Here is a 23,266-nt window from a genome sequence, read left to right as displayed (position 1 = left end):
GAAGTGCTCGGTCAGGGATTTGAACCCTGGTCGTCGGCTGTCTTCCGAACCGGAACGGAGCGGTCCCGCGTTCGTCGAAAGGCCAACATGATTGGCCGGACTACACCAACCGAGCGTAATCGGTCATTGCGACGCATCGGATTTAACTCTTCTCAACTCCCCGCCGTATGAGACTGAAAGACACGGGGAATCGAGGCGTTTCGGCTCCGGTCCGCCCTGCCAGACGGCCCGACCGCCGGCGAGTCAGGTCGGTGCCTCGGTTGAACAGTTAACGTGCGGGTTGATACGTCGTCACGTAATTATTACAGCTATGTCGAAGGTGATACGCGACGGCGTTTCGATCGATTATGCCGTCGACGGGGACCCCGGTGACCCGTCCGTCCTGCTGCTGGCAGGGCTCGGATACGGTCGCTGGATGTGGCGCTGGTTGACTGCGGCGCTCGCCGATGAGTACGAGGTCATCCGTCCCGACAACCGTGGTACCGGCGAGTCAGACGTTCCGGAGGGGCCGTACACGATCGACGAGTTGGCGGCCGATGCGGCCGCCGTCCTCGACGACCACGGTGTCGATCGCGTCCACGTCTGCGGGGCGTCGATGGGCGGAATGACCGCTCAATCGCTCGCGCTCGCCGACGATCGGGTCGCCTCGTTGACGCTGTTGTGCACCTCGCCGGGTGGCGAGGGCGCGGTCGAGACGCCCGCCGACGTACGAGAGCACATCTTCGATCCGCCGGAGGATGCGGATCCCCGTGAACGGATACGGTATCTGATGGAGCCGGCAGTGAGCGACGGGTTCTACGGGCGTGAGCCGGAACTCGTCGAGGAGATCGTCTCGTCCGTGATCCGTACCTCGTGGGTCGCTGTCTCGCCGACGGCTGCGACTGGCATACGTATCCACACGACCTCGACCACTCTCAACCTCGGGGTTCAGCCTCGAACCTCCGGCACCACCGGCGGACATCGACCAGTGAACGAGCGACGAACTTCCGGGTTCACTCGGAGTAATCGCCCGATCACCCGGACTCGCCGATGGCGTCGTCCTCGTGACTACCCGAACTTGCCGGTGATGTAGTCCTCGACCCGCTGGTTCTCCGGGTTCTCGAAGATCCGGTTGGTGTCGCCGAACTCGACGAGGCGACCGCCAGTGAGGAACACCGCCGTTTTATCCGATATCCGAGCCGCCTGCTGCATGTTGTGGGTGACGATGATCACGGTGTACGACTCGGCGAGCTCGTCGATCAGGTCCTCGACTTTCGCGGTCGCCACGGGGTCGAGCGCGCTCGCCGGCTCGTCCATCAGGATCACTTCCGGGTCCGGCGCGATGGCCCGGGCGATACAGAGCCGTTGTTGTTGTCCTCCCGACAGATCGAGCCCGGACTCGTCGAGCTGGTCTTTCACCTCGTCCCACAGTGCGGCCCCCCGCAGCGCCTCCTCGACGCGCTCGTCGATGTCGCCGTCGTACCCCTGAATCTTCAGGCCGTACGCGACGTTGTCGTAGATCGATTTCGGGAACGGGTTGGGCTTCTGAAACACCATGCCGATCCGCCGACGCAACGCGACGGGGTCGACGTCGCCGCCGTACACGTTCGTCCCGCGATACCGGAGCTCGCCGCCGATCCGGGCGGCGTCCACCATGTCGTTCATGCGGTTGATACACCGCAGGAACGTCGACTTCCCGCAGCCGGACGGACCGATGATCGCCGTCACCTTCCGTTCGGGGAGACGGACGTTCACCGGTTTGAGCGCCTCCACATCGCCGTAGTGGACGGTCAGGTCTTTCGCCTCGATGACGGTGTCTCGCTCCGGCGTCTCCTGGATCGACGGCGTCGTATCGTCGATAGTCTCACCGGGGGCAGTGTCATCGGTCGCGTCAGTCGGTTCGTCGGTGAGTGAGTGGCTGTCGCTCATGTTATCGTGTCTCGTACTTGTTACGGATGAGGATCGCCGCCGCGTTCATCAACAACAGGATCGCGAGCAGCACGACGATCCCGGCGGCGGCGACGTGTTGGAAGTCGGCCTCCGGCAGCCGTGCCCAGTCGAAGATCTGCATCGGCATCGCCGCGAACGGGCCGAACAGGTCCGGGACGGGGATGCCGGCGTACTGTTCGATCGGGGCGCGGAACATCGAGGTCGCCGCCCCGACCATGATCAGCGGCGCCGTCTCGCCGATCGCCCGCGACAGGGAGAGGATCGTTCCGGTCATGATCCCGGGCAACGCGGCTGGAAGCACGACGTCGCGGACGACCTCCCAATCCGTCGCGCCGACACCGTAGGCGGCCTGTCGCTGTGAGTCCGGAACCGCTCGGAGCGCCTCTTGTGCGGAGACGATGACGATCGGAAGGATGAGCAGCGTGAGCGTCAACGACCCGGCGAGAAGGCTCTCGCCGAACCCCGCGAACCGGACGAACACCGCCAACCCGAGCAGACCGTACACGATCGAGGGGACGCCCGCGAGGTTAGAGATATTCGCCTCGATAAAGCGCGTGAACCGGCTTTCGGTCGCGTACTCCTCCAGATAGATCGCGGCTCCGACGCCGAGTACGAGCGTGAAGACGGCCGTAAGCGCGATCAGCAGTATGGAGCCGACGAGTGCGGGGAAGATCCCGGCGCCGCGACCGCCCGGATAGTAGTTCTCGATGAACCGGGAGGGCGGATAGGTGAGGAAATCCAGCGTCACCCACCCCCACGCCTCGACGAGCACGTCCGTCAACAGGACGACGAGCGCGACGATACCCACGAGCGTCGAGGCCGCACACACCCCGACGAAAACGCGACCGATCCGTCGTTTCCGTTCGATGTCGTCACCGACGGTCGCGAACGGGTCGGCGTGCTCGCCACCGTCCGTCCGAGCCGTCGTCTCCTCGGCGTCACCCGACGACGTGTCGGCGTCGATATCGGCGTCGCCGTCGCGCGTTCCGGTCATCGGTACGCCTCCTGATACCGCCCCTTGATCCAGAGGCTCAACAGGTTCATCCCCAGCGTCATGACGAACAACAGCAGGCCGACCGCGAACAGGCTCTGGTAGCCGATCGAGCCGACCGACACGTCGCTGATACCGATCTGTACCATGTACGCCGTCATCGTCTGTGCGGGCTCGAGCGGGTTCAGCGTCACGTTGGGCTGCATCCCGACCGCGAGCGTCACCGCCATCGTCTCGCCGATCGCCCGCGAGATCGCGAGGATGTACGACGCCATGATCCCCGACAGCGAGGCGGGGAACACCACGTCGGTCGACACCTCGAACTTCGTCGCGCCCAGGCCGTACGCGGCGTTCCGGAGGTCGTCCGGGACCGCCGACATCGCGTCCTCGGACAGCGACGACACCATCGGGATGATCATCACCCCCACGACGATCGCCCCGGCGGCGACGTTGAACGTGCCAGTGTCGGGAAAGAACCGCTGGATGAGCGGCGTGATGAACGAGAGCGCGAAGAAGCCGTACACGATGGTGGGGATCCCTGCCAGCACTTCGAGGGTCGGCTTGACGACCTTCCGAACCCGGCGGTCCGCGTACTCGGAGAGGTACACCGCGGTCGCGGTGCCGACGGGGAGCGCGATGAGCGCGGAGCCGACGACGATGAGCATCGTCCCCCACACCAGCGGGAGGATCCCGTACGAGCGCGGCCGAATGATCGGCGACCACTCGGCGCCGAGGAGGAACTCCCGAACCGTCACCTGTGCGGCGAGCCCCGAGCGGAGCGAGTCCAGCGCTTCGCCGGGGTTCCCGGCGAGCAGTCCGCCGAGAACCCCGCCGAGCAGCTCGAAGAGGGTTTCCTCGCGGAAGAACCCGAGCGCGCCGTCCACCAGCACGAGGATTATCCCGAACGTCGTGAGCACCGTGAGCAGGGCACACGCGAAGAACACCCCCCGGACCGCGAGATTCTTTCCGGCCGGGATGTCCGAGCCGGCACGGGAGAGGTCGGCGTTTTCCCCCGACCCGCTCATCGGTCACCCTCGCCGGAGGCGGTCGGGGACTCGTTCGACTCGACCGATTCGATCGCCGCCTGTAGCCGTTCTCGGCTCTCCTCGACCGTCGCGTCCGGGACGGCGTAGAAGCCGACCTTCCGGGCGGCCCACTGGGTCCACGTGAGCGTCTCGCCCGGGTCGACGTCCTCGCGGTCGGCGTCCTCGTCGATCTCCTCGAAAAAGAACTCCGCGTACGCGCGGAACTCCGGTCGTCGGAGCTCCGGAACGGCGAGATACACGTACATCGGTCGGGAGAGCGGGGTGTACTCGCCGCTCTCGATGGTGTCTCGGGTGGGTACGACCCCGCCGTTGTCGTCGTCGACGGCGACGAGCTGGAGCTCTTCCTCGTTCTCGTAGAAGTAGCCTGCGCCGCCGAAGCCGAGCGCGTGCCGGTTCCCCCGAACGCCGCGGACGATGACGTTCGTGTCGGCGCTCGCGGAGTAGTCGGACCGGATGTTCCCGTACTCCCCGTTTATCGCCTGTGTGAAGTAGTCGAACGTGCCGGACGCTGAGTCGCGGCCGTACAGGTCGATCTCCTCGTCGCCGAACGGCTCGTCGGCCCACTCCGCACGCAGATCGCCCCACGTCTCGACGTCGGAACCGGACCGCCACAGCCGGTTGAGCTCGTCGACAGTCAGCGTATCACACCAGTGATTCTCCGGATGGACCCATATCGCGATCCCGTCGAGCGCGGCCTCGAGCTCCACGTAATCGATGCCGTTGGAGCCGCACAGCGCGACCTCGTCGTCGAGGATCGCGCGGCTGGCGTTCTGTACGTCGGTGTCTCCCGCGCAGAACCGCTGGAACCCCGCGCCAGTTCCGGACCCGCGGACCGGCACCCGGACGCGGTTGTTTCGCCACTGGAACTCCTCGGCGACGGCGGCACCGTGGGGCAGCAGGGTGTTACTCCCGTCGACGACGATCCGGCCCTCCAGTCCTCGACTGTCCTCTCCACGAACGAGACAGCCCGAGAGCCCGGCGGCGCTCGCGCCGACCGCGGCCAAATACGTCCGCCGATCGAGCCGCTGACCGCCCCCGTCGGCCGTGTCACGCTCCATCGATCAGTAGAGCGGTATGGGTGCCTAAATACGCTACTATAATAGGTATATATTACTATATAGAACTACCGTGGAGATACCGATCGAGGTGGATCAGGGGACGGAAAACGATATTAAACGCATAGAACGCGGGTTTTCACGTATGTCATGGTAGTCCGGCCAGTATATAGAGTACACAAGCTTAACAACGTCGGTGCCGTAGCCTCGGTATGGAAACGCGGAAGGTGCAGGTCACCGGCGGTTCGACGTACACGGTCTCGATTCCGAAGTCGTGGGCGACCGAGAACGATGTCGGTGCCGGCAGCGAGGTCGAGTTTCACCCCGACGGCGACTCGCTGTTTCTCACGCCGCGGACGGAGACCGGGCGGACGCGCGGGACGCTCGATGTCACGGACTTGACTGGCCAAGAGCTCACGCGGGCGGTAACGACGATGTACGTCAGCGGATTCGACGTCATCGAGCTGCAGGGATCGACGATCACGACCGAACAGCGTTCGACGGTCCGGGAGGCGGTACAGAGCCTCGTCGGCCTCGAAGTGCTCGAGGAGACGGAAGACCGGGTCGTGATCCGGGACCTCCTCGACTCCTCGGAGCTGTCGATCCACAACGCCGTCACCCGGATGCGGCTCATCTCGCTGTCGATGTTGGAGGACGCGCTCGCGGCCCTCGCGGCGCTCGACCACGACCGCGCCCGCGACGTGATCGGCCGCGACGACGACCTCGATCGGCTGTGGCTCGTCGTCTCGCGGATCTTCCGGGCGACGCTTCGCACCCCGAAGGCGGCCGAGGAGGTCGGACTGCCCCGCGAGGAGTGTTTCGACTACCACTCCAGCGCCCGACAGCTCGAACGGATCGGGGACCACGCGACGAAGATCGCGCATCTGACGCTCAACATCGAGGAGCCGCTTCCCGACGAGGTGCTCGACGCGATCGACGACCTCCACGAGGACGCGGTCGAGGTAGTCGACACCGCCATGGACGCCCTGTTCGCCGAGAACAACGAGACCGCCAGCCGTCTGGCGAACGACGCCCGCGCCGGCGTTCGGGAGATCGACGAGCGCGTCAGGGCGATCGACGAGCTGCTCCGCGACCTCGACCCGGCCCGCGCACAGCTGCTGGGGCTCGTCGTCGACTCGGTGCTCAGGTCGGCGGACTACGGGGGAAACATCGCCGAGACTGCCCTCCAGAAGGCCGCGCCGACGCCGCGATGACCGCCACCGCCGACGCGATTCGGATCCCATGACCGCCACATCCGTCCCCGTGCGCCGTCGGTGTCACCCGTGAGCGACCGTCGGCGAACGGCGACGCTCGTTGGTCTCGGCGTCCTCGCGGTCGCTCTCGTCGTCGCCGCGGGCGTCGGGGTGGTTTTCGCCGTCGGGCTCGGCCCCGACGAGGAGGCGGTGGCTGCGGTCGAGGGATCACCGGACGTGACGGTCGAACGGGTCGATGCCGGTTACCTCGTGTCGAGCGGGCCGATCACCGCGGAGACGACCGGTCTCGCCTACTATCCGGGGGGGAGGGTGAACGCCGAGAGCTACGTCCCCACCGCGGCGGCGATCGTGACAGGTGGGGACGGCGATCCGGGCCGCGATATCGCCGTCGTGATCGTGGAGATGCCGCTGAACCTCGCCGTGTTGGGGGCCGATCGTGCTGATGGTGCGGTCGCGTCGGTTCCCGCGATCGAGTCGTGGTACGTCGGCGGGCACTCGCTCGGCGGAGCGATGGCGTGTCGATACGCCGCCGACAACGCGGCGGAGCTGGAGGGACTGGTCCTCCACGCCGCCTACTGCGACCGCGACCTCTCGGGGACTGACCTGCGGGCGGTTTCCGTGCTCGGCACGGCCGACGGCGTGATCGACGCCGAGGCGGAGCGGGAGGGTCGCGCGCTCCTGCCGGCGGAGACGGAGATCGTCGAGCTTGACGGCGTCAACCACGCCGGGTTCGGCGCGTACGGCTCACAGCGCGGTGACAGCCCCGTGTCGACGGCTCCCGCCGAGATGCGGGTGATCGTCGGGAACGCCACCGGCGAGTGGCTCGTCGGCGACACCACGCGCGGGGACGGGTGACGTGTCTTTTTGGTCGTCGCTCCCCCAGTCCGGGGTATGCCCGATATCGAGTTAGGCGTCCCGCGGGGGGTCGTCGAGTCGTTGCCCGACGAGGACGGAACCGCGGAACAGGACATGCGGCGCGCTATCGCCGGGATCCAGTCGCGACTGAACGAGGAGATCGACGGGAGCGATCCGGCCGAGGCCGCTGCGGTCGTCGCTGACGCGGTCGAACGGATGGAGGCGCAGGCGAGCACCTATCACGAGTTCGTCCCCGAGCTGCGCGCGTGGGGGCAGTCGCCCATCTACGCGATCGCGTGGCGGAACCTCTACGTCGAGCTGATCGGCCAGCTGTACGAACACGAGTGGCTCGCCGACGAGCTCGACCGCGAGCGCAATTTCCGCTTGGTCGATGACGGGATCCGGCTCTCGGACCTGTAGCGGATCGGTTGGGGTTTCGGGCCTGTCTCGAGTCCGCCCGCGTCCCCGACCGGTCGCGAGCGCTTCCGGCGACGACCGTTTTTAAACCCTCACGTCCCCTGTACGGAGGTATGGAACTGGAGCTGCGGTTCTTCGCGACGTTTCGGGAGGCCGCCGGCGGAAAGACCGTCCACCGCGAGTTCCCCGACGAGTCAACGACCGGAGACGTGCTTCGAGAGCTGGAAGCGGAGTACGACGGGATGGCGGGCCGACTGATCGTCGACGGCGATCTGGCCCCGCAGATCAACGTCCTGAAGAACGGACGCGAGGTGTTACACCTCCAAGGCCTCGACACGCCGTTGGAGGACGGCGACCGCCTCTCGGTGTTCCCGCCTGTCGCGGGCGGAACCGCCGAGTCGGACTCGGACGATGGGTCGGGGGAATCCGCGGGGGGCGGTACACCACCGGCCGAAGACGGATGGGTCCGACGTGAGGTCGCGTACCGCGGTATCTCCCGACGGCTGGCGGCCCACTACCTCGTGAACCTCGGCGGCGAGCTCGTCGACGCGAACGACCCGGCGGAGGCGACCCGCGTGGACGGTGACGGGTGGCGAGCGGCCCTCCGCGCGGAGAAGGTAACCGCCGCGGCCGCGATAACGCTGACCGAGGTGTCCGTCTCGTTTGCGGGCGAGGAAGCCGTCCTCGACGACCTCCTGCCGAAGTTCAAACAGAAGGCCATGCGGGCGGGCGGCTAATGAGCGGTGAGGAAACTGATGGGACGGACGCGACGGACGGCCCCGCCGAGACGGACGCGACGGACGGCCCCGCCGAGACGGATACGGGTGACGGCCACCACCCGATCGACGGCACGGCACTGGTGAAGACGGCCGCGCTGGCCAGCGTCCCAGCCGACCGTCTGCCGGCGCTCCTCGCGCGGGTTCAGGCCGACCTCGAACCCCGGATCGACGAGTACCGGCGGGGATACGAGCGGATCACCGGCGACACCGACCGCGAGGCGTTCCTCGTCGAACCCGACCACTGGACGGGGATCGGCGAGCGTCTCGGGCTGTCGAACCGCGAGCGTGACGCCGCCGCTCGGGCGCACGAGACCGCCGTCGAACGCTGGGGGTCCGAGACGGGCCGTCGGGAGGAGTTCGAGACCGCCCTCGAGATCCGGTCGGCCGTGGTGATCGGGACGGGACCAGCGGACGAGTGACCGACCGCAACGAGGGATCTGCCGGAAACGACCCGTCGCCCGGATCCGACGGGCATTTACCCCCGCGATCGGACGATGAGCCATGCGACTCGCCCGCCTGTTGACCCCTGACGGCCCGGTTTCGGGACGCTACGAGGACGGCGTCGTCGTCACCGACGACGGCCGCTACGAGGTCGGCCGCGATGGCCGGCTCCTCCCGCCGTGTGACCCGAGCGCGCTGTACTGCGTCGGCCGGAACTACGCCGAGACACTCGATCAGATGGCGTACGAACGCCCCGAGGAGCCCGATTTCTTCATCAAGCCTCCCGCGAGTCTCATCGCACACGGCGACCCGATCCGCTACCCCGACTGGACCGAGGAGCTGACGTACGCGGGCGAGCTCGTCGCCGTGATCGACGAGCGATGCCGCGACCTCAACCCCGCGGACGTCCCCGACGTGGTCCGCGGATACACGGTGCTCAACGACGTGGACGCGCTCGATCAGGACGGGCGGACCGCGCGCAAGGCGTTCGACGGGTCCGCGCCGCTCGGCCCGTGGATCGAGACCGACGTGGATCCGACCGGCCTCGAGATGTCGACGACGGTTGGCGGGGAGCGACGCCAAGACGCGAACACGGAGCTGATGCTGTTCGACCCGTACGAGGTCGTCGCGTACCTCTCACGGCGATTCACCTTCGAACCCGGAGACTGCGTCGCGTTCGGGAGTCCCGCGAACCCCGGGCTGGTCGAGCCGGGCGAGACGGTGGATATCACGTACGAGGGAGTGGGAACGCTGTCGAACCCCGTGGTGGCCACGGGGGGTGACCGCCGGGGATAGGTGGGTATCCCTCACTCCGAGCGGCGCATCGGCTGGCGCTCGCCGTAGGTGAGCGTCCGCCAGAGCCACTCGACCGGCCCGAACCGGAAGGCACGGAGCCAGAGCACGGAGCAGACGACCTGTCCGACCCAGACCGCGACGACGAACCCCAGCGCTTCGACACGGCTCACGGTCCCGAACAGGCCGAGTCCGTGGCCGTAGAAGACGGTCGTCGCGACCACGGTCTGAAGCAGGTAGTTCGTGAACGCGGTTCGACCGACCGCCGCGAACGTGCGGGTTATCGCGCCGTCCGGCCGCCACCGGGTGTAGGAGACGATCACCCCGACGTAGCCGCCCGCGACGAGCAGCGCGCCCCAGTAGTTGAACTGCCGCCAGAACAGCGCGGCGTCCGCGGACCAGTCGTTGGCCTCGATGTACCAGACGCCCGCGAGGACGACGCCGACGCCGACGACGCCGCCGGCGATCAGGCCTCGGTAGACGCGGGTCGACCGCTCCCCGGTCAACACCCCCCACTTGTACAGCGCCATCCCGAGCAGGATCACGCCGCCGACCTGCCAGAACGACCCCCCGATGAAGCCGGTCGTCTGTCGCTCGAACGCCGCCGGCACCCGATGGTCGAGCTGGCCGAGCCACCCGCCCTGATACGCCGACACCTCGGCGGCAATGGCGGCCGCGGCGGGCGACCACTGGCCCGCGATCGCTTCGGCACCGCCGGCGAACCCGGCGAACACCTCAAGCGACGACGGGACGAGCAGCAACAGCAGCCCCGCAGTCGCCTGTCCGGCCGGCGTCCAGTCGCGACAGAACACCAACACGAGCGCACAGAAGCCGTAGGCGACGAGGATGTCGCCGTACCACAGCAGATAGGCGTGACCCATCCCGATCGCGATCAGCCACGCGGTTCGACGATAATGAAGGGCCATCGCGGACTGTCCCTTCCGCTCCTTGCTCTCGATGAAGAGGACGATCCCCGCCCCGAACAGCGCCGAGAACAGGGTGATGAACTTCCCCTGGGCGAACACGTGGCCGACGAGCCAGGCGTAGTAGTTCGCGCCGGTGAAATCGCCGTATATCGTGGGGTTCAGAAGCGTCTGTTCGGGCATCGAGAACACGCGGACGTTGATGACGAGGATGCCGAGGACGGCGACACCGCGGAGGACGTCGAGGCTGACGATGCGTTCGGAGGGCGGCGTCGGACCGGAGGAATCGCTCACGGATGGTTCGATACACGGACCGCATCGAGGAATAGGTTCGTGATCCGGATCGACGACCCGTCAGCGCGACCGATCGGTCCCTCAGCGACCGAGGGCGACCGACCCGACGAAGTAGACGGCGAGCGCGACCGCGAGCGCCGCCGGGACGCCGACGAGGAGGTCCGCGCCGTCGAGCGTGAGGGCGACCGCGATCATCACGACTGCGCCGATCTCCAGCCCGAGCCCGAACACGCCACGTTGGGCGCTGTACGGGACACCGTCGGCCGCGTCCGAGAGCGATATCTCCCCGTCCGCCGCCTCCTGTGCGGCGGAGAGCCCGAGGAACCACGGGAGGAAGAGGGCGCTTCCGACCCCGGCGAACACCCCGCAGACCGCGCCGTACGCGAGGCTTTCGAGCGCGATCGCGCCGACCGCGGTGAACCCGACAAGCGAGGTCGCGCCCCCGCCGATCCCGATCAGCCGGAAGACCCGTTCGTTTGCGTGGGCGTCGTTCTCGTCGACTGCAGCACCGTCCGCGTCCGAGGCGGGTGTGGAGGACATTCGTTCGTGTTCGGTAAACTGGATACAAATAGATTCCCGTTCGGTAGCCGGAGCGGTCGCGCCGACGCGATCGGTTTTATATACCTCGTGTATGCGTCCGCGAGCTCTCGGAACACGGACGGAGCACGACGAGCGAGCGCTTATATACTCGGTGGGTGAGTGCCATGTCGCCTAAAAGCGGCGGACTGAGGATCGCTTATAAGGACGATCCGCTTGGGGCCATACAACGGAATCAACAGACGACCGGTGAGGAAAGAGGCGGGACCGCGGTGTGAGATCCGCACCGTTGTTGCAGCCGAAACCGAGCGTGCGCTCGCGGAATAGCGCGCTGTCTCGACCGTCGGCTGAGTATATAAGTGCCGTCGACGCGACCGGATTCAGTCCAGCCGGATCGCTCGGCCGTCCTCGGAGGAACGGTAGATCGCGTCGATGACGCGTTGAACGGAGAGTCCTTCCTCGACCGTGTTGATCGCGGGTGCCTCGCCGTCGGCGCACGCTTCGAGGAACACGCCGAGCTCGGTCGCGTGTGAGTCACCGTCGCGCGTCTCGACGGCCGCATCGGAGAGGTGGTGGCTGCCGCCGTTGCCCGCCTCGTGGATCGTGAGTTCGTCGGCCCCCCGGTCGAACGTCGCGCCGGCCTCCGTCCCACGGACCACGAACTCGTCGTTCGTCGGGCGGTTCGTCGCCCACGCGACCTCCAGCGAGACGGTGTTGCCGTCGGCGTCGCGGACGAACGCGGACGCGGAGTCGTCGACGTCGAACCCCTCGGGCCCGGTGTCCTCGCCCCACATGTTGACGTACGCGTAGTCGTCGCGGCCGCCGAACTCCGAGCGCGTCTCGCCGGACACCTCGACGACCTCCGGGTGATCGAGGAAGTAGAGCGCGAGGTCGATCGCGTGGACGCCGATGTCGATGAGCGCGCCGCCGCCGGCGACCTCCTTCGAGGTGAACCACGACCCCCGTCCGGGGATCCCGCGTCGGCGGACGTAGTTGGCCTCGACGTGAGTGACCTCCCCGAACCGACCCTCTGCCTGCTGGTGTTTGATCACCTGGACCGGCTCCGCGAACCGGTTGTTGAACCCGACCATACAGAACCCGTCGGCGTCGTCGGCCGCCGCGGCGATCCGTTCCGCGCTCTCCAGCGTGTGCGCCAGCGGCTTCTCGAGGAGGACGTCGAGGCCCGCGTCGAGCGCGGACGTGGCGTACTCCTCGTGGAAGCGGTTCGGCGTCGTGATCAGGACGGCGTCACAGACGTCGTAGAGTTCGGCTTCGTCCTCGTAGGCGTGAACGTCGAACTCGTCGTGGAACGCCCGTCGGGCGTCCGCGTCGATATCCATCCCACCGACGAGGTTCGCGTCCCGTTCGACGAGCCGCGTGGCGTGGTGGCGACCGATCCCGCCGAGCCCGACGATCCCGACGGCGACGTCGTTCGCGTGCGTCATGCTCTGAAACTCACAACGGTCGTTGTTAAGGCTCACGCTCCGTGAATCGAGATCCGGCCGGGCCACCGGGCGGGGTGGGGTGTCGGCTACCGCGTCATCCACTCGCTCGCTTGCGGTTCGGCCGGGTCGGTGACGACTTCGACCAACGCGGGACCGTCCCGACGCAGCGCCGATGCCACGGCGTCGCCGACGCCGTCGCGCTCGGTCACCCGCTCGGCCGGGACGCCCATCCCGCGGGCGACGCTGACAAGGTCTAGGCTCGCGTCCGCCCAGCCGTACGCCCCTTCGGGGAAGCCGAACGAGCGGGACGCCTCCTCGCTGATGATCGCGTAGTCGTCGTTGTTCAACGCGACGACGGTGACGTCGATCCCCTCGGCGGCGAGCGTGTGGAGTTCGTGGACGCACATCAGCAACCCGCCGTCGCCGGTGAGCGCGACCACGTCACGGTCGGGGTTCGCGAGCTTCGCGCCGGCGGCCGAGGGGAGCCCGGTTCCCATCGTCGCCCATGACCCGGGGTTCACGTACGAGTCCGGACCGCTCGCCGGGAAGCCGACGAGCGTCCACAGCCGGAACCCGCCGGCGTCCGCTGTCACCACCGCGGCGTCGGGAACGGCCCCGCGGACCGCCCGAAGCACCTCGACCGACCGAAGCGGGTCGTCCGGCTCTCGCGCCGCCGCGACCGCCGCAAACCGGTCCCGGTCGGCCTCGCGGACCGCTGCCGCACGGGCCTCCCCTGACATCTCGGGACCCCCCTGGGTCCGTTCCCCGAGCCGCGAGTCGAGGGCGGCGAGGAACCGGTCCGCGTCGGCGACGACGCCGAGATCCGTCTCGTAGCCGAACCCGATGTCGTCGCCGTCCAGTGTGACGTGGACGAGGGTCTCCGGGAGCGAAACCGACCATTTCGCGGTCGCGACCGCGTCGAGGTCTGAGCCGACGACGAGGCCGGCGTCCGCCGTCGCGAGGAGATCGCGCAGCTCCGTGCTCGCCCCGCCACACAACACGCCGGCGGACAGCGGGTGCGTCTCGGGCAGCGTTCCCTTCCCCTTATACGTCGTCACGACGGGTGCATCGAGCCGCTCGGCCACGGATCGGAGTCGGTCGCTCGCACCGGCACGCCTGACGCCGCCGCCGGCGACGACGACCGGTGCGTCGGCCGCGTCGAGCAGCGAGGCGGCACGATCGACGGCGGCCGCGTCGGGTTCCGGTGTCGTCGTCTCCGCCGGCCCTTCGGCCGGGGGTGTTGCCTGTGGCGTCCGGCTCGCGAGAACGTCTTTCGGGATCCCGACCCGAACCGGTCCCTGCGGCGGTTGGCGGGCGACGCGGATCGCGTCGGCGACCGCGGCGACCGCGCCCGCAGGCGACTCCACGAGCACGTTCTCCTTGACGACGGTGTCGTACGTCGCTGGCGGCGTCTCGTGGATCCCATCCCCGCCTCGGACGTCGCGCTCGGTCTCGACCGCGAGATGGAGCAAGGGAACGCAGTCGTTTTTCGCGTTCTTTAGCCCGTTCATCGCGTTCATGTCGCCGGGGCCGGGGACGACCACCGTCGCGGCCATCGTCCCGGGCTCGCTCGACTCGGCGTACCCCCAGGCCTGGTGAGTGACCGCGGTCTCGTGGCGGGCGACGACGAACCGCGCGTCCCGGTCCGCGAACGCCCGGTTGAGCGGGAGTGTCTGCTTGCCGGGGATCCCGAACGCGACCTCGACACCGTGGTCGAGCAGGCAGTCCACGACCGCTTCCCCGACCGTCGGGCGATCCACACCGTCATCGTCCCCCGCGGGTCCGTCGTCCGTGATCCCCGTTTCAGTGGATCCGTCGTCCGTGTCCATGATCGGCTCCGACGGCGGAGTGCGTGAAAGGTCCGTCGGCTACACAGTCGGACCGAGGGCGGTGCGACGAGATCCGATCCGCTTCGATTCGGTTCAGTCAAGTCCGGCTCAGGGCCGGTTCACACGGATACACTTCGCGACGTGACCCTCACTCACTCCGCGACGTTCGTCTCCCGTACGCGCACGCCCTTCCGCGCGAGGTGGCGCATCTGCCGCTGAGCGAACTCCTCCTCGCTCGACCCGCGAGTCGCGAGCACGTACACGAGCGCGGTGCCCTCGGGTCGCATGGTCCGACCCGCCCGCTGTGACCCTTGTCGGCGGCTCCCGCCGAGCCCGCTCGCGACGACCGCGAGCTCGGCGTTCGGGAGGTCGATCCCTTCGTCGCCGACCCGCGACACGACGAGGACGTCGACCTCCGTCCCCGCCTCGCGGAACCGGCGGAACAGCTCCGCCCGCTCGTGGTGGGGCGTCTCGCCGCTGACGAACGGCGCGTCCAGCGCGTCGGCGAGCGCCTCGCCGTGATCGAGATACTCGATGAACACGAGCGCCTTCTTACCGCGGTGGGCGGCGAGCAGGTACCGGACCTCCTCGACTTTCGCCGGATTCTCGGCCGCCAGTCGCCGCCGTTCACGCCCGTCCGCGCTGGCGTACTCGTTGCGAGCGAGCTCGTCGCGCCACGGGACGTACCGGATCTCGACTTCGGGCTCTTGGACGAACCCCGCCTCGAACAGTGCGTCCCAATCCGCGCCGATCGGCTGTCCGATCAGGGTGTAGATCTCCTCCTCGCTCCCGGTCTCACGAACCGGAGTTGCCGAGAGTCCGAGCCGGTGTTTCGCCTGGAGTTCTGCCGCCCGGGAGTAGACGGGGGCGGTAATGTGGTGGGCCTCGTCGAAGCAGATCAACCCCCACCGCCGGGAGTCGAACAGCCCGCGATGCCGGTCCATCCCCGCGATCTGGTAGGTCGCGATCGTGATCGGTCGGATCTCTTTTTGCCCGCCGTGGTACTCGCCGATATCGGCAGGGTCGACGGTGGAGTGGGCGAGCAGCTCCTCGCGCCACTGTCCGGCGAGCTCGCGCGAGGGAACGAGTATCAGCGTCTCGCCGCCGACGGCGGCGATCGTCGCGATGGCGGCGACGGTCTTACCGGAGCCCGGCGGGCCGACGTACACGCCCGACCGCGACTCGAGGAACGTCTCGACCCACGTCTCCTGGTACTCCCTGAGGTCGGTAGTGAGATCGATGTCGACCGGGTCGCCGGTGTCGAGGTCCCGGTCGTCCTGCACGGGGTACCCGGCGTCGTACAGCGCTCGCTTCACCGCCGCGACCGCGGCCTCGTTCACCCACGCCTCGGTTTCCGAGATCGGCGCGCGGAGGTGGTCGTCAGCCAAGTGCTGCTCCGCGACGTTGCCAAGCAGGCTCTCCGAGGCCGCCTCAAGCACGACGTAGTCGTCCTCGTGTGTATACAGCCGGAAACGGTTGGCGCGCCGCCACTGGTCGCGGACCCACTCCTCCAGCTCCGCGAACCGACGGGGGAGGACGGATCGGAGGCTGCCGATCAGCGCGTCGGCGTCGTCGAACGGCGCGGCCCACACGTCCTCCGGACGGATCCGGTAGAGATAGCCGCGGGTTCCGGGGTCGGTCCCGGTCGTGTCCACGAGGCGCGCGAACTGTGAGAGCTGCGCCCGCGTGTACTGGGTCGGCCGGTCCACGACGATCTCGCGTCGCTTCGGGAACGTGACGACCCGCTCGCGGCTCGCCAGCCGGCCCCACTCGCTCGGGTAGAAGACGACTGGGTCGCTCTCGACGTCGAGCCTCTCGACCGACCCGCGCTCGACGAGCGTGGCGAGGGCGTCCCTGGCAGCGGCTTGCGTCGTTCCCAGCCGTCGCGCAACCTCGCTCGCGGTGGCGACGGGTCGCTCCTCGGCTTCGAGCGCGTCGTGAAAGCGGTCGAGCGAGAGATCGCCCACGGTCGACTCACCCGCGTCCGTCCCGGGCTCGGTCCGGTCTCCCTCGGGCTTCTCGGAGTGGTCGTCCTCACGACCGTTCTCGTCTCCCATCGGTCACGAGTATGGCCGCGACGCTGAAACGTGTGGCGTCAGCGGCCGCGACGCCCGCCGTGACAGTTCCGTGAGGTGATCGCCGACTTCGACCGGAAGCGACAGCCACAGTCGACACACCGGACGAACGGCTCCCCGGGTTCGGTCTCCAACCGGTGCTCGCCGACTACGAACGGACGGGTCACCGTGCGGGGGCGGATCCGATCCGGGATCGGCTCCGACGAGTCCTCGCTTAACCCCGTCCGAACCGCGATCGTGTCGATATCGACGGGGTCGAACCGTGCGGCCTCGATCGCGTCGTCGCGGTCGGCCACCTCCGTCCACCCCGTGACGACGACCGGGGAGTTCGTCTCCGTGTCGCCGACGACGACGACGAACCGGATCCCGTCCTCGACGAGCGCGAACCGCCAGCCGTCGGTCCGGTTCCAGCGGAGCTGCCCGTGGCGTATCGCGTCGCTGACCGTCCGAGTCGAGACGTACCGGCCGGGTTGTTCGAGTCGCTCACGGAAGTGATCAGTGAGCGCGTACAGTCCGGGATCGCGTACCGGCGGGTCTTCCGGCGTCCGGCGTCGAGCCGCCGGGACGGACTGGGGTTCCGGATCGGACGTCGACGCCCGTTGCGGAGTTCCGTCCGGGCCGAACCGGCTCGGCGGCGTGGACGGTCCACGACGCCCGCCGGTGTCGGGGTGCGTCGCGTGCGGTGCGGTCCGGCGCTCCGTCGTTCCGGTGCCGGGCCCCTCGTCGGTTCCCGGTCCGCCCTGTCGGGATGCCACTACCGCTCCGTACCGACCCCGTTCTTAAGTGTGTTACGGGGACACAGGGGTGTGGAGATCGGTTGGGGTCCGTCGGGGCGGGTTGGGACGGTTGGGGGGTGGGGTGCGGTAGAGGGCCGTTAGGGGTATCGGCGAACGCATCGGAACGGCGCACCCTTTATACGAGAGGCCCCGTTACCCCCGCGTATGCCCCAGTGTGAAATGTGTGGCGCCGAGCAGGCCTCGCTGACGACGACGAAGGTCGAAGGCGCCGAGTTGGAGCTGTGCAGTTCCTGTACGGACTTCGGGACGGAAGTCCGTGAGGAGCCGAGCAGCTCCGCGGGGAGCAAGTACTCTACGAGCTCCAGCTCCGGGAAGGCGGCCTCGTCTTCCTCCTCCTCGTCCGGATCGAGCGGATCGGGTAGCTCGGGTGGATCGCGGCGTCGCCGCGACATGTTCGACGACATGGACGAGGTCGCGACCGACTACGACGACCGGATCCGTACCGCCCGCGAGTCCCGCGGGCTGAGCCAAGAGGACCTCGCCGACCAGCTGAACGAGAAGGCGAGCCTCATCCGGAAGCTCGAGCGCGGCGACACCCTCCCCACCGACGAGGTCCAGCGGAAGCTCGAACGCGCGCTCGACATCTCGCTGGTCGAGGGTGAGGACGTCGACGAAGAGTGGGAGACGACCGACGCCGGGACGATGACGCTCGGCGACGTGGTCAAGCGGAAGGACTGAGCTCCCGAGAACGGAGTCGTTTCACACGGTCGCGCCGTCGTCCCCGTCGTCGGTCGTCTCGGAGGACCAGTACCGGGAGACGAGGTGGTCGATGATGGTGTCGACGGTCGCCGGATCGTAGCTCCAGAAGCCGTAGAACTCACCAGGCGCGCGCTCCTCGGCGAGCAACGCACACTTCGCCTCGTCGAGGCCGTCGCCGTCGAAGGCGACGAACCACGTCTCGCGGATCTCGGCCGAACGGGCGACGTGGACCGTGTAGTAGTCGGCGTTTGGAGCGTCACCCTCGTCGGTCGCGTACGCGTGTACGTCTAGCTCCGGTTTTTCGCCGAGCCGATCGTACGTGTTCGTCTCCCCGGTCAGCACATCGAGGGTCTGGAACCCGGCGTGGAGCTCGCCGCGGCCGACGCGCCACGCACGGTCCTCGATCTCGCGGGAGGCTGCGACCATGTCGCCCCGTGAATAGGAGGTGAACATCGTCTCGTCGAGGTGATCGAGGACTGGCTCCCCAACTCTACCCGTGGTCGGATCCTCGGGTATGCCGCCGTCTACATCGGGAGCAGAGGGGTCACCGATCTCGGTACTGTGAGCCGGGAGGAGCTCCTCGACTCCCACCGCAGTCACGAACTCCCCGTCCCTGGAGAGTACGGCGTACCCGTCCGGTCCCCCGTCGGTCGAGCCGTCCACGACGCGGACGTTCCGGTCCGCGAAGTGTTCGGCGAGGGTCCGTGCGACCGCGGGATCGTCGTCGAAGACGGTGAGCGTGGCTTCATGCGACTCCACGCCGGCGATGATTTCGATGAGGGACATGTCCACGTCCGGCCCCAAAGGGGTCGTTCGACGCGTTGTCACCCCGGGTATATATATGATAGGGGGTCCCCCTCGGCGCGGAGGTGTGTAACCCAGTGCCGAAGTGTGTAAGCTATTTGCGCCCGCGGCCCGGTCGGACACGTATGTTCATCTTGGTGAACCTCAAGGCGTATCCGTGTGATCCGATCGAGGTCGCGACCGCCGCTCGCGACGTGGCCGACGCGTCGGGCGTGCGGATCGCGATCTCGCCGCAGGCCGCGGATATCGCTCGGGTTGCGGAGACGGGCGTCGAAACGTGGGCACAGCACGTCTCCCCGAACGCCCATGGCTCGCACACGGGCTCGACGCTCGCCGAGGCGGTCGCGGACAACGGCGCCGCGGGGACGCTCATCAACCACTCGGAAAACCGACTGAAGCTCGCGGACATCGACGGATCGGTCGACGCCGCGGAGCGCGCCAGTCTCGACACGGTGGTGTGTGCGAACAACCCGGCACAGGTCGGCGCGGCGGCCGCACTCTCGCCCGACGCGGTTGCGGTCGAACCGCCAGAGCTCATCGGCGGGGATGTCTCCGTCTCGACGGCCGATCCTGGAATCGTCGAGGACGCGGTCGCGGCCGCGGGTGCGGTAGACGAGGCGGTCGACGTGTTCTGTGGTGCCGGCGTCTCCACCGGAGAGGATGTAGCGGCCGCCGCGGAGCTCGGCGCGTCTGGCGTCCTTCTCGCCTCCGGCGTCGCCAAGGCCGATGACCCGGCAGCGGTCCTCGAGGACCTCGTCTCCGAGATCTGAATCGGAAACTATGTCCCCGCGAGTTGGCTCGCGACGGGATACGGACATAAGGGGATTGCAACCGGTCATGGGGTAACCGCGGCCGGTCAGGGGGTAACTGCGGCCGGTCAGGGGGTAACTGCGGCCGGTCAGGGGGTAACTGCGGCCGGTCAGGGGGTAACCACGCCGGACAACCGGGGCGACCGGGTGACTGCGCTTGCGGGTCAGTATAAAGACATCGATGTTAGTGGCTACCACGATCGGAAAAAACGCACGACCCGAACGGGATCGGCTGATCGCCAAAATCGGCTCGTCTAGTAACCTTTAACCGACACAAGCCGGTATCTATTGGTAAGATGGCGACCAACAAGATCCTCGGTATCGACCTCGGTACCACCAATTCCGCGTTCGCGGTGATGGAGGGTGACGAACCCGAGATCATCGCCAACGCGGAAGGCGATCGGACGACTCCCTCCGTCGTCGCCTTTTCCGACGACGACGAGCGACTCGTCGGAAAGCCGGCGAAGAACCAGGCCGTCCAGAACCCCGACCGCACGATCCAGTCGATCAAGCGGCACATGGGCGAGGACGACTACACCGTCTCGGTCGACGGCGAGGAGTACACGCCCGAGCAGATCTCGGCGATGATCCTCCAGAAGATCAAACGCGACGCCGAGGAGTACCTCGGCGACGACGTCGAGAAGGCGGTCATCACGGTGCCCGCCTACTTCAACGACAAACAGCGCCAGGCGACGAAGGACGCCGGCGAGATCGCTGGGTTCGACGTCGAACGCATCGTCAACGAGCCGACCGCGGCGTCGATGGCGTACGGCCTTGACGACGAGTCGGACCAGACCGTTCTGGTGTACGACCTCGGCGGCGGGACGTTCGACGTATCGGTGCTGGACCTCGGCGGCGGCGTCTACGAGGTCGTCGCCACGAACGGGGACAACGACCTCGGCGGCGACGACTGGGACGAGGCGCTCATCGACCACATCGCCGAAGAGTTCAAAAACGACCACGGGATCGACCTCCGCGAGGACCGGCAGGCGCTCCAGCGGCTGAAAGACGCCGCCGAGGAGGCGAAGATCGAGCTGTCGAACAAGAAGGAGACGACGGTGAACCTGCCGTTCATCACCGCGACCGACAGCGGCCCGGTTCACCTGGAACAGTCGATCACCCGTGCGACGTTCGAGAACCTCACGTCAGACCTCCTCGAACGGACCGTCGGCCCGACCGAGCAGGCGCTCTCGGACGCCGGCTACTCCAAGTCGGACATCGACGAGGTCATTCTCGTCGGCGGGTCGACCCGGATGCCGCAGGTCCAGGAGAAGGTCGAGGAACTCATCGGTCAGGCGCCGAAAAAGAACGTCAACCCCGACGAGGCGGTCGCGCTCGGTGCGGCCGTGCAGGGTGGCGTGCTCTCCGGAGACGTCGACGACATCGTTCTACTGGACGTGACGCCGCTCTCGCTCGGTATCGAAGTGAAAGGTGGGCTGTTCGAGCGGCTCATCGAGAAGAACACGACGATCCCGACGGAGGAGTCGAAGGTGTTCACCACGGCGGCGGACAACCAGACCTCCGTCAACGTCCGCGTGTTCCAGGGAGAACGCGAGATCGCCGAGGAGAACGAGCTGCTCGGCGCGTTCCAGCTCACCGGTATCCCGCCCGCTCCCGCCGGAACCCCCCAGATCGAGGTGTCGTTCAGCATCGACGAGAACGGCATTGTCAACGTCGAAGCGGAGGACCAAGGCTCCGGCAACGCCGAGTCGATCACCATCGAGGGGGGCGTCGGCCTCTCCGACGAGGAGATCGAGCAGATGCAGGAGGAGGCCGAGAAGCACAAAGAGGAGGACGAGGCGCGCCGCGAGCGGATCGAGGCCCGCAACGAGGCCGAGACGGCGATCCAGCGTGCGGAGACCCTTCTCGAAGAGAACGAGGACGCGATCGACGACGACCTCCGTGGCGACATCGAGGCGGCAATCGAGGACGTCGAGGAGACGCTCGAGGACGAGGACGCCGAAACCGAGGCGCTCCAAGACGTCACCGAGGCGCTCTCCGAGGAGCTCCAAGAGATCGGCAAGCAAATGTACCAAGAGCAGGCCGCACAGGCCGGCCCGGGCGGCGCTGGCGGCGCCGCGGGCGGCGCGGGTCCAGGCGGCATGGGCGGCATGGGTGGCGCGGGTCCAGGCGGCATGGGCGGTGCCGGTGCCGGCCCCGACGGCGACGACGAGGAGTACGTCGACGCCGACTTCGAGGATGTCGACGACGAAGACGACGAGGAGTAACCCGCCCCGTCCTCGACACGTCCCGGATCGACGGAGTGATCACGCACGACCCACAGAACGCAACGTATGACCGACCACCCACGTATGAGAGGAGCCTGATCCATGGCTGAGGATTTCTACGATATCTTGGGCGTCTCGCGGGACGCCAGCGAGGACGAGATAAAACAGGCGTATCGCAAGAAGGCGGCCAAACACCACCCGGACGTCAGCGACGAGGACGACGCCGAGGAGCGGTTCAAGAAGATCCAGAAGGCCAAGGAGGTACTCACCGACGAGGAGAAGCGTCGTCAGTACGATCAACTCGGCCACGACCGGTTCACGGAGGCCGACAAACGCGGCGCGACCGGGGGCGGCGCGGGCCCCGGTGGGGCCGGCGGACCGTTCGGCGGCGGTGGCGGCGGCTTCGAGGACATCTTCAATCAGTTCTTCGGCGGCGGTGGCGGCGGTCGCGGCGGCCGCCGCGACGACCGCCCCCGTCAGGGAAGTGACCTCCGGACGGGGCTCACGATCGACCTCGAGGAGGCGTTCGAGGGGACGACCAAGGAGTTTACGATCGAACGCCCGACTCAGTGTGACACCTGTAACGGCGAGGGGCACCCCCCGGACGCGGACGTGAGCACCTGTTCGCAGTGTAACGGACAGGGACAGGTCCGGCAGGTCCAACAGACGCCGCTCGGGCGGGTCCAGCAGACCTCGACGTGTCCCCGATGTGAGGGTTCAGGGGAGGTGTACAGCGAGGACTGCGCCGACTGCGGCGGCGACGGCGTCGTCCGCGAGGAAGCCACGCTCTCGGTGGACGTACCCGCCGGGATCCGGTCGGGGCAGAGTCTTCGGATGCAGCGTGAGGGCGCGCCCGGCGAGAACGGCGGCCCCAACGGCGATCTGCTGATCGAAGTCGACGTCGACGTCGGCGACCGGTTCGAACGCGACGGCGACGATCTTCGTGTCGAGGAAGCGGTCTCGTTCCCACAGGCGGTGTTCGGCGATACCATCGACGTCGAAACCGTCGACGGCGTGGTGCAGATGGACGTGCCTGCGGGGACACAGAGTGGGGAGACGTTCCGGCTGCAGCGAAAAGGGATGCCACGGCTCCGGCGGCGCGGGCGCGGCGACTTGTACGTGCAGGTCGGGGTCGTCGTTCCCGACTCGCTTAATGAGGAGCAGCGCGAGGCGCTCGAAGCGTTCGCCGAGGCCGGCGGGGAGGACATCGACGTCGACCGCGGCTTCTTCGAGAAGCTGAAAAGCTCGTTTTGACGGAGTCGGTCGGGTGCGTTCCGGGTCACACCGGGATTCAAACGAGGGATCGA

Annotated in this window: 22 protein-coding genes, 1 tRNA gene and 1 pseudogene; 12 read left to right on the top strand and 12 right to left on the bottom strand. The window is 67.7% G+C overall.

What is annotated here, in order from left to right; all coding sequences use genetic code 11:
- Positions 1–4 precede the first annotated feature (4 nt).
- Positions 5–115 (bottom strand) — tRNA-Glu (locus ACZ5TV_RS00880).
- A gap of 195 nt (positions 116–310) precedes the next feature.
- On the opposite strand from ACZ5TV_RS00880, the gene ACZ5TV_RS00875 reads away from it, so the two are divergent.
- Positions 311–1,072 carry an alpha/beta fold hydrolase gene (locus ACZ5TV_RS00875; protein ID WP_379779199.1) on the top strand — a complete coding sequence of 254 codons (762 nt, stop codon included), beginning with the start codon at positions 311–313 and terminating at the stop codon, positions 1,070–1,072.
- On the opposite strand, the gene pstB is transcribed toward ACZ5TV_RS00875, so the two are convergent.
- Genes pstB through ACZ5TV_RS00855 form a run of 4 tightly spaced genes read right to left on the bottom strand, consistent with a single transcriptional unit; the run spans position 1,048 to position 5,024 of the window.
- Positions 1,048–1,908: a phosphate ABC transporter ATP-binding protein PstB gene (pstB, locus tag ACZ5TV_RS00870; protein ID WP_379779201.1), complete on the bottom strand. Its 861-nt coding sequence runs from the start codon at positions 1,906–1,908 to the stop codon at positions 1,048–1,050. The genes ACZ5TV_RS00875 and pstB overlap by 25 nt on opposite strands.
- A 1-nt stretch (position 1,909) precedes the next feature.
- Entirely contained in the window at positions 1,910–2,923 is a 1,014-nt protein-coding gene (gene pstA / locus ACZ5TV_RS00865) for a phosphate ABC transporter permease PstA (RefSeq protein WP_379779203.1), read from the bottom strand.
- Positions 2,920–3,945 carry a phosphate ABC transporter permease subunit PstC gene (gene pstC / locus ACZ5TV_RS00860; protein WP_379779205.1) on the bottom strand — a complete coding sequence of 342 codons (1,026 nt, stop codon included), beginning with the start codon at positions 3,943–3,945 and terminating at the stop codon, positions 2,920–2,922. Before pstC ends, pstA begins: the two co-directional genes overlap by 4 nt.
- Positions 3,942–5,024 (bottom strand): PstS family phosphate ABC transporter substrate-binding protein, encoded by a 1,083-nt coding sequence (locus ACZ5TV_RS00855; protein WP_379779207.1) that lies wholly within the window; start codon positions 5,022–5,024, stop codon positions 3,942–3,944. The genes pstC and ACZ5TV_RS00855 overlap by 4 nt, the downstream gene beginning before the upstream one ends.
- A gap of 209 nt (positions 5,025–5,233) precedes the next feature.
- Between ACZ5TV_RS00855 and ACZ5TV_RS00850 the strand changes: the two genes are divergently transcribed.
- The 7 genes and pseudogenes from ACZ5TV_RS00850 to ACZ5TV_RS00820 all read left to right on the top strand — a co-directional run bounded on the left by ACZ5TV_RS00850 (position 5,234) and on the right by ACZ5TV_RS00820 (position 9,522).
- Entirely contained in the window at positions 5,234–6,235 is a 1,002-nt protein-coding gene (locus tag ACZ5TV_RS00850) for a PhoU domain-containing protein (RefSeq protein ID WP_379779209.1), read from the top strand.
- Positions 6,236–6,295: 60 nt separating this feature from the next.
- Positions 6,296–7,090, top strand: coding sequence for an alpha/beta hydrolase (locus ACZ5TV_RS00845; protein ID WP_379779211.1), 795 nt, complete (start codon positions 6,296–6,298; stop codon positions 7,088–7,090).
- 36 nt (positions 7,091–7,126) lie between these two features.
- Positions 7,127–7,510, top strand: a complete 384-nt coding sequence (locus tag ACZ5TV_RS00840; RefSeq protein WP_379779213.1) for a hypothetical protein — start codon at positions 7,127–7,129, stop codon at positions 7,508–7,510.
- 110 nt (positions 7,511–7,620) lie between these two features.
- A pseudogene (locus ACZ5TV_RS00835) lies at positions 7,621–7,896 on the top strand (ubiquitin-like small modifier protein 1); the annotation flags it as partial.
- Complete coding sequence (locus tag ACZ5TV_RS00830) at positions 7,873–8,244, top strand: MoaD-like domain-containing protein (protein WP_379779225.1); 372 nt, start codon at positions 7,873–7,875, stop codon at positions 8,242–8,244. The pseudogene ACZ5TV_RS00835 and the gene ACZ5TV_RS00830, both read left to right, overlap by 24 nt.
- The gene (locus ACZ5TV_RS00825; protein WP_379779215.1) at positions 8,244–8,705 is read left to right on the top strand and encodes a DUF8048 family protein; all 462 of its coding nucleotides are present in this window, start codon (positions 8,244–8,246) and stop codon (positions 8,703–8,705) included. Before ACZ5TV_RS00830 ends, ACZ5TV_RS00825 begins: the two co-directional genes overlap by 1 nt.
- Positions 8,706–8,787: 82 nt before the next feature.
- Positions 8,788–9,522: a fumarylacetoacetate hydrolase family protein gene (locus ACZ5TV_RS00820; RefSeq protein ID WP_379779217.1), complete on the top strand. Its 735-nt coding sequence runs from the start codon at positions 8,788–8,790 to the stop codon at positions 9,520–9,522.
- Positions 9,523–9,533: 11 nt separating this feature from the next.
- Here ACZ5TV_RS00820 and ACZ5TV_RS00815 read toward each other — a convergent pair whose 3' ends face one another.
- The 6 genes from ACZ5TV_RS00815 to ACZ5TV_RS00790 form a co-directional block, all read right to left on the bottom strand.
- Positions 9,534–10,736 (bottom strand): DUF418 domain-containing protein, encoded by a 1,203-nt coding sequence (locus ACZ5TV_RS00815; protein ID WP_379779219.1) that lies wholly within the window; start codon positions 10,734–10,736, stop codon positions 9,534–9,536.
- Positions 10,737–10,817: 81 nt separating this feature from the next.
- Positions 10,818–11,276, bottom strand: coding sequence for a hypothetical protein (locus tag ACZ5TV_RS00810; RefSeq protein ID WP_379779221.1), 459 nt, complete (start codon positions 11,274–11,276; stop codon positions 10,818–10,820).
- A gap of 377 nt (positions 11,277–11,653) precedes the next feature.
- A complete protein-coding gene (locus ACZ5TV_RS00805) occupies positions 11,654–12,718 on the bottom strand; it encodes a Gfo/Idh/MocA family protein (protein ID WP_379779223.1) in 1,065 nt (354 codons plus the stop codon).
- Positions 12,719–12,804: 86 nt separating this feature from the next.
- The gene (locus ACZ5TV_RS00800; protein WP_464384005.1) at positions 12,805–14,547 is read right to left on the bottom strand and encodes a thiamine pyrophosphate-binding protein; all 1,743 of its coding nucleotides are present in this window, start codon (positions 14,545–14,547) and stop codon (positions 12,805–12,807) included.
- A 152-nt stretch (positions 14,548–14,699) separates the two neighbouring features.
- Complete coding sequence (locus ACZ5TV_RS00795) at positions 14,700–16,604, bottom strand: DEAD/DEAH box helicase family protein (protein WP_464384004.1); 1,905 nt, start codon at positions 16,602–16,604, stop codon at positions 14,700–14,702.
- A gap of 38 nt (positions 16,605–16,642) precedes the next feature.
- Entirely contained in the window at positions 16,643–17,377 is a 735-nt protein-coding gene (locus ACZ5TV_RS00790) for a hypothetical protein (RefSeq protein ID WP_379781185.1), read from the bottom strand.
- Between the two features lie 186 nt (positions 17,378–17,563).
- Here ACZ5TV_RS00790 and ACZ5TV_RS00785 point away from each other — a divergent pair, with 186 nt between their 5' ends.
- Positions 17,564–18,097 (top strand): multiprotein bridging factor aMBF1, encoded by a 534-nt coding sequence (locus ACZ5TV_RS00785; RefSeq protein WP_379781183.1) that lies wholly within the window; start codon positions 17,564–17,566, stop codon positions 18,095–18,097.
- A gap of 21 nt (positions 18,098–18,118) precedes the next feature.
- Here the strand turns inward: ACZ5TV_RS00785 and ACZ5TV_RS00780 are convergent, their stop codons facing one another.
- Entirely contained in the window at positions 18,119–18,904 is a 786-nt protein-coding gene (locus tag ACZ5TV_RS00780) for a DICT sensory domain-containing protein (RefSeq protein WP_379781181.1), read from the bottom strand.
- A 143-nt stretch (positions 18,905–19,047) separates the two neighbouring features.
- On the opposite strand from ACZ5TV_RS00780, the gene tpiA reads away from it, so the two are divergent.
- The 3 genes from tpiA to dnaJ all read left to right on the top strand — a co-directional run bounded on the left by tpiA (position 19,048) and on the right by dnaJ (position 23,213).
- Positions 19,048–19,692 (top strand): triose-phosphate isomerase, encoded by a 645-nt coding sequence (tpiA, locus tag ACZ5TV_RS00775; RefSeq protein ID WP_379781179.1) that lies wholly within the window; start codon positions 19,048–19,050, stop codon positions 19,690–19,692.
- 335 nt (positions 19,693–20,027) lie between these two features.
- Complete coding sequence (dnaK, locus tag ACZ5TV_RS00770) at positions 20,028–21,959, top strand: molecular chaperone DnaK (protein ID WP_464384003.1); 1,932 nt, start codon at positions 20,028–20,030, stop codon at positions 21,957–21,959.
- 102 nt (positions 21,960–22,061) lie between these two features.
- A complete protein-coding gene (gene dnaJ / locus ACZ5TV_RS00765) occupies positions 22,062–23,213 on the top strand; it encodes a molecular chaperone DnaJ (protein ID WP_464384002.1) in 1,152 nt (383 codons plus the stop codon).
- Positions 23,214–23,266 lie beyond the last annotated feature (53 nt).

It is taken from the genome of Halorubrum tibetense, from assembly GCF_055396225.1.
The sequence above is the reverse complement of the archived record's forward strand: the minus strand, read 5'-3'. Positions and strand labels throughout refer to the sequence as shown.

Excerpts from the sequence above, each read along its gene's own strand:
- ACZ5TV_RS00875 (WP_379779199.1), top strand. The coding sequence starts at position 311 with ATGTCGAAGGTGATACGCGACGGCGTTTCGATCGATTATGCCGTCGAC.
- pstB (WP_379779201.1), bottom strand. The coding sequence starts at position 1,908 with ATGAGCGACAGCCACTCACTCACCGACGAACCGACTGACGCGACCGAT.
- pstA (WP_379779203.1), bottom strand. The coding sequence starts at position 2,923 with ATGACCGGAACGCGCGACGGCGACGCCGATATCGACGCCGACACGTCG.
- pstC (WP_379779205.1), bottom strand. The coding sequence starts at position 3,945 with ATGAGCGGGTCGGGGGAAAACGCCGACCTCTCCCGTGCCGGCTCGGAC.
- ACZ5TV_RS00855 (WP_379779207.1), bottom strand. The coding sequence starts at position 5,024 with ATGGAGCGTGACACGGCCGACGGGGGCGGTCAGCGGCTCGATCGGCGG.
- ACZ5TV_RS00850 (WP_379779209.1), top strand. The coding sequence starts at position 5,234 with ATGGAAACGCGGAAGGTGCAGGTCACCGGCGGTTCGACGTACACGGTC.
- ACZ5TV_RS00840 (WP_379779213.1), top strand. The coding sequence starts at position 7,127 with ATGCCCGATATCGAGTTAGGCGTCCCGCGGGGGGTCGTCGAGTCGTTG.
- ACZ5TV_RS00825 (WP_379779215.1), top strand. The coding sequence starts at position 8,244 with ATGAGCGGTGAGGAAACTGATGGGACGGACGCGACGGACGGCCCCGCC.
- ACZ5TV_RS00820 (WP_379779217.1), top strand. The coding sequence starts at position 8,788 with ATGCGACTCGCCCGCCTGTTGACCCCTGACGGCCCGGTTTCGGGACGC.
- ACZ5TV_RS00810 (WP_379779221.1), bottom strand. The coding sequence starts at position 11,276 with ATGTCCTCCACACCCGCCTCGGACGCGGACGGTGCTGCAGTCGACGAG.
- ACZ5TV_RS00805 (WP_379779223.1), bottom strand. The coding sequence starts at position 12,718 with ATGACGCACGCGAACGACGTCGCCGTCGGGATCGTCGGGCTCGGCGGG.
- ACZ5TV_RS00800 (WP_464384005.1), bottom strand. The coding sequence starts at position 14,547 with ATGGACACGGACGACGGATCCACTGAAACGGGGATCACGGACGACGGA.
- ACZ5TV_RS00795 (WP_464384004.1), bottom strand. The coding sequence starts at position 16,604 with ATGGGAGACGAGAACGGTCGTGAGGACGACCACTCCGAGAAGCCCGAG.
- ACZ5TV_RS00785 (WP_379781183.1), top strand. The coding sequence starts at position 17,564 with ATGCCCCAGTGTGAAATGTGTGGCGCCGAGCAGGCCTCGCTGACGACG.
- ACZ5TV_RS00780 (WP_379781181.1), bottom strand. The coding sequence starts at position 18,904 with ATGTCCCTCATCGAAATCATCGCCGGCGTGGAGTCGCATGAAGCCACG.
- tpiA (WP_379781179.1), top strand. The coding sequence starts at position 19,048 with ATGTTCATCTTGGTGAACCTCAAGGCGTATCCGTGTGATCCGATCGAG.
- dnaK (WP_464384003.1), top strand. The coding sequence starts at position 20,028 with ATGGCGACCAACAAGATCCTCGGTATCGACCTCGGTACCACCAATTCC.
- dnaJ (WP_464384002.1), top strand. The coding sequence starts at position 22,062 with ATGGCTGAGGATTTCTACGATATCTTGGGCGTCTCGCGGGACGCCAGC.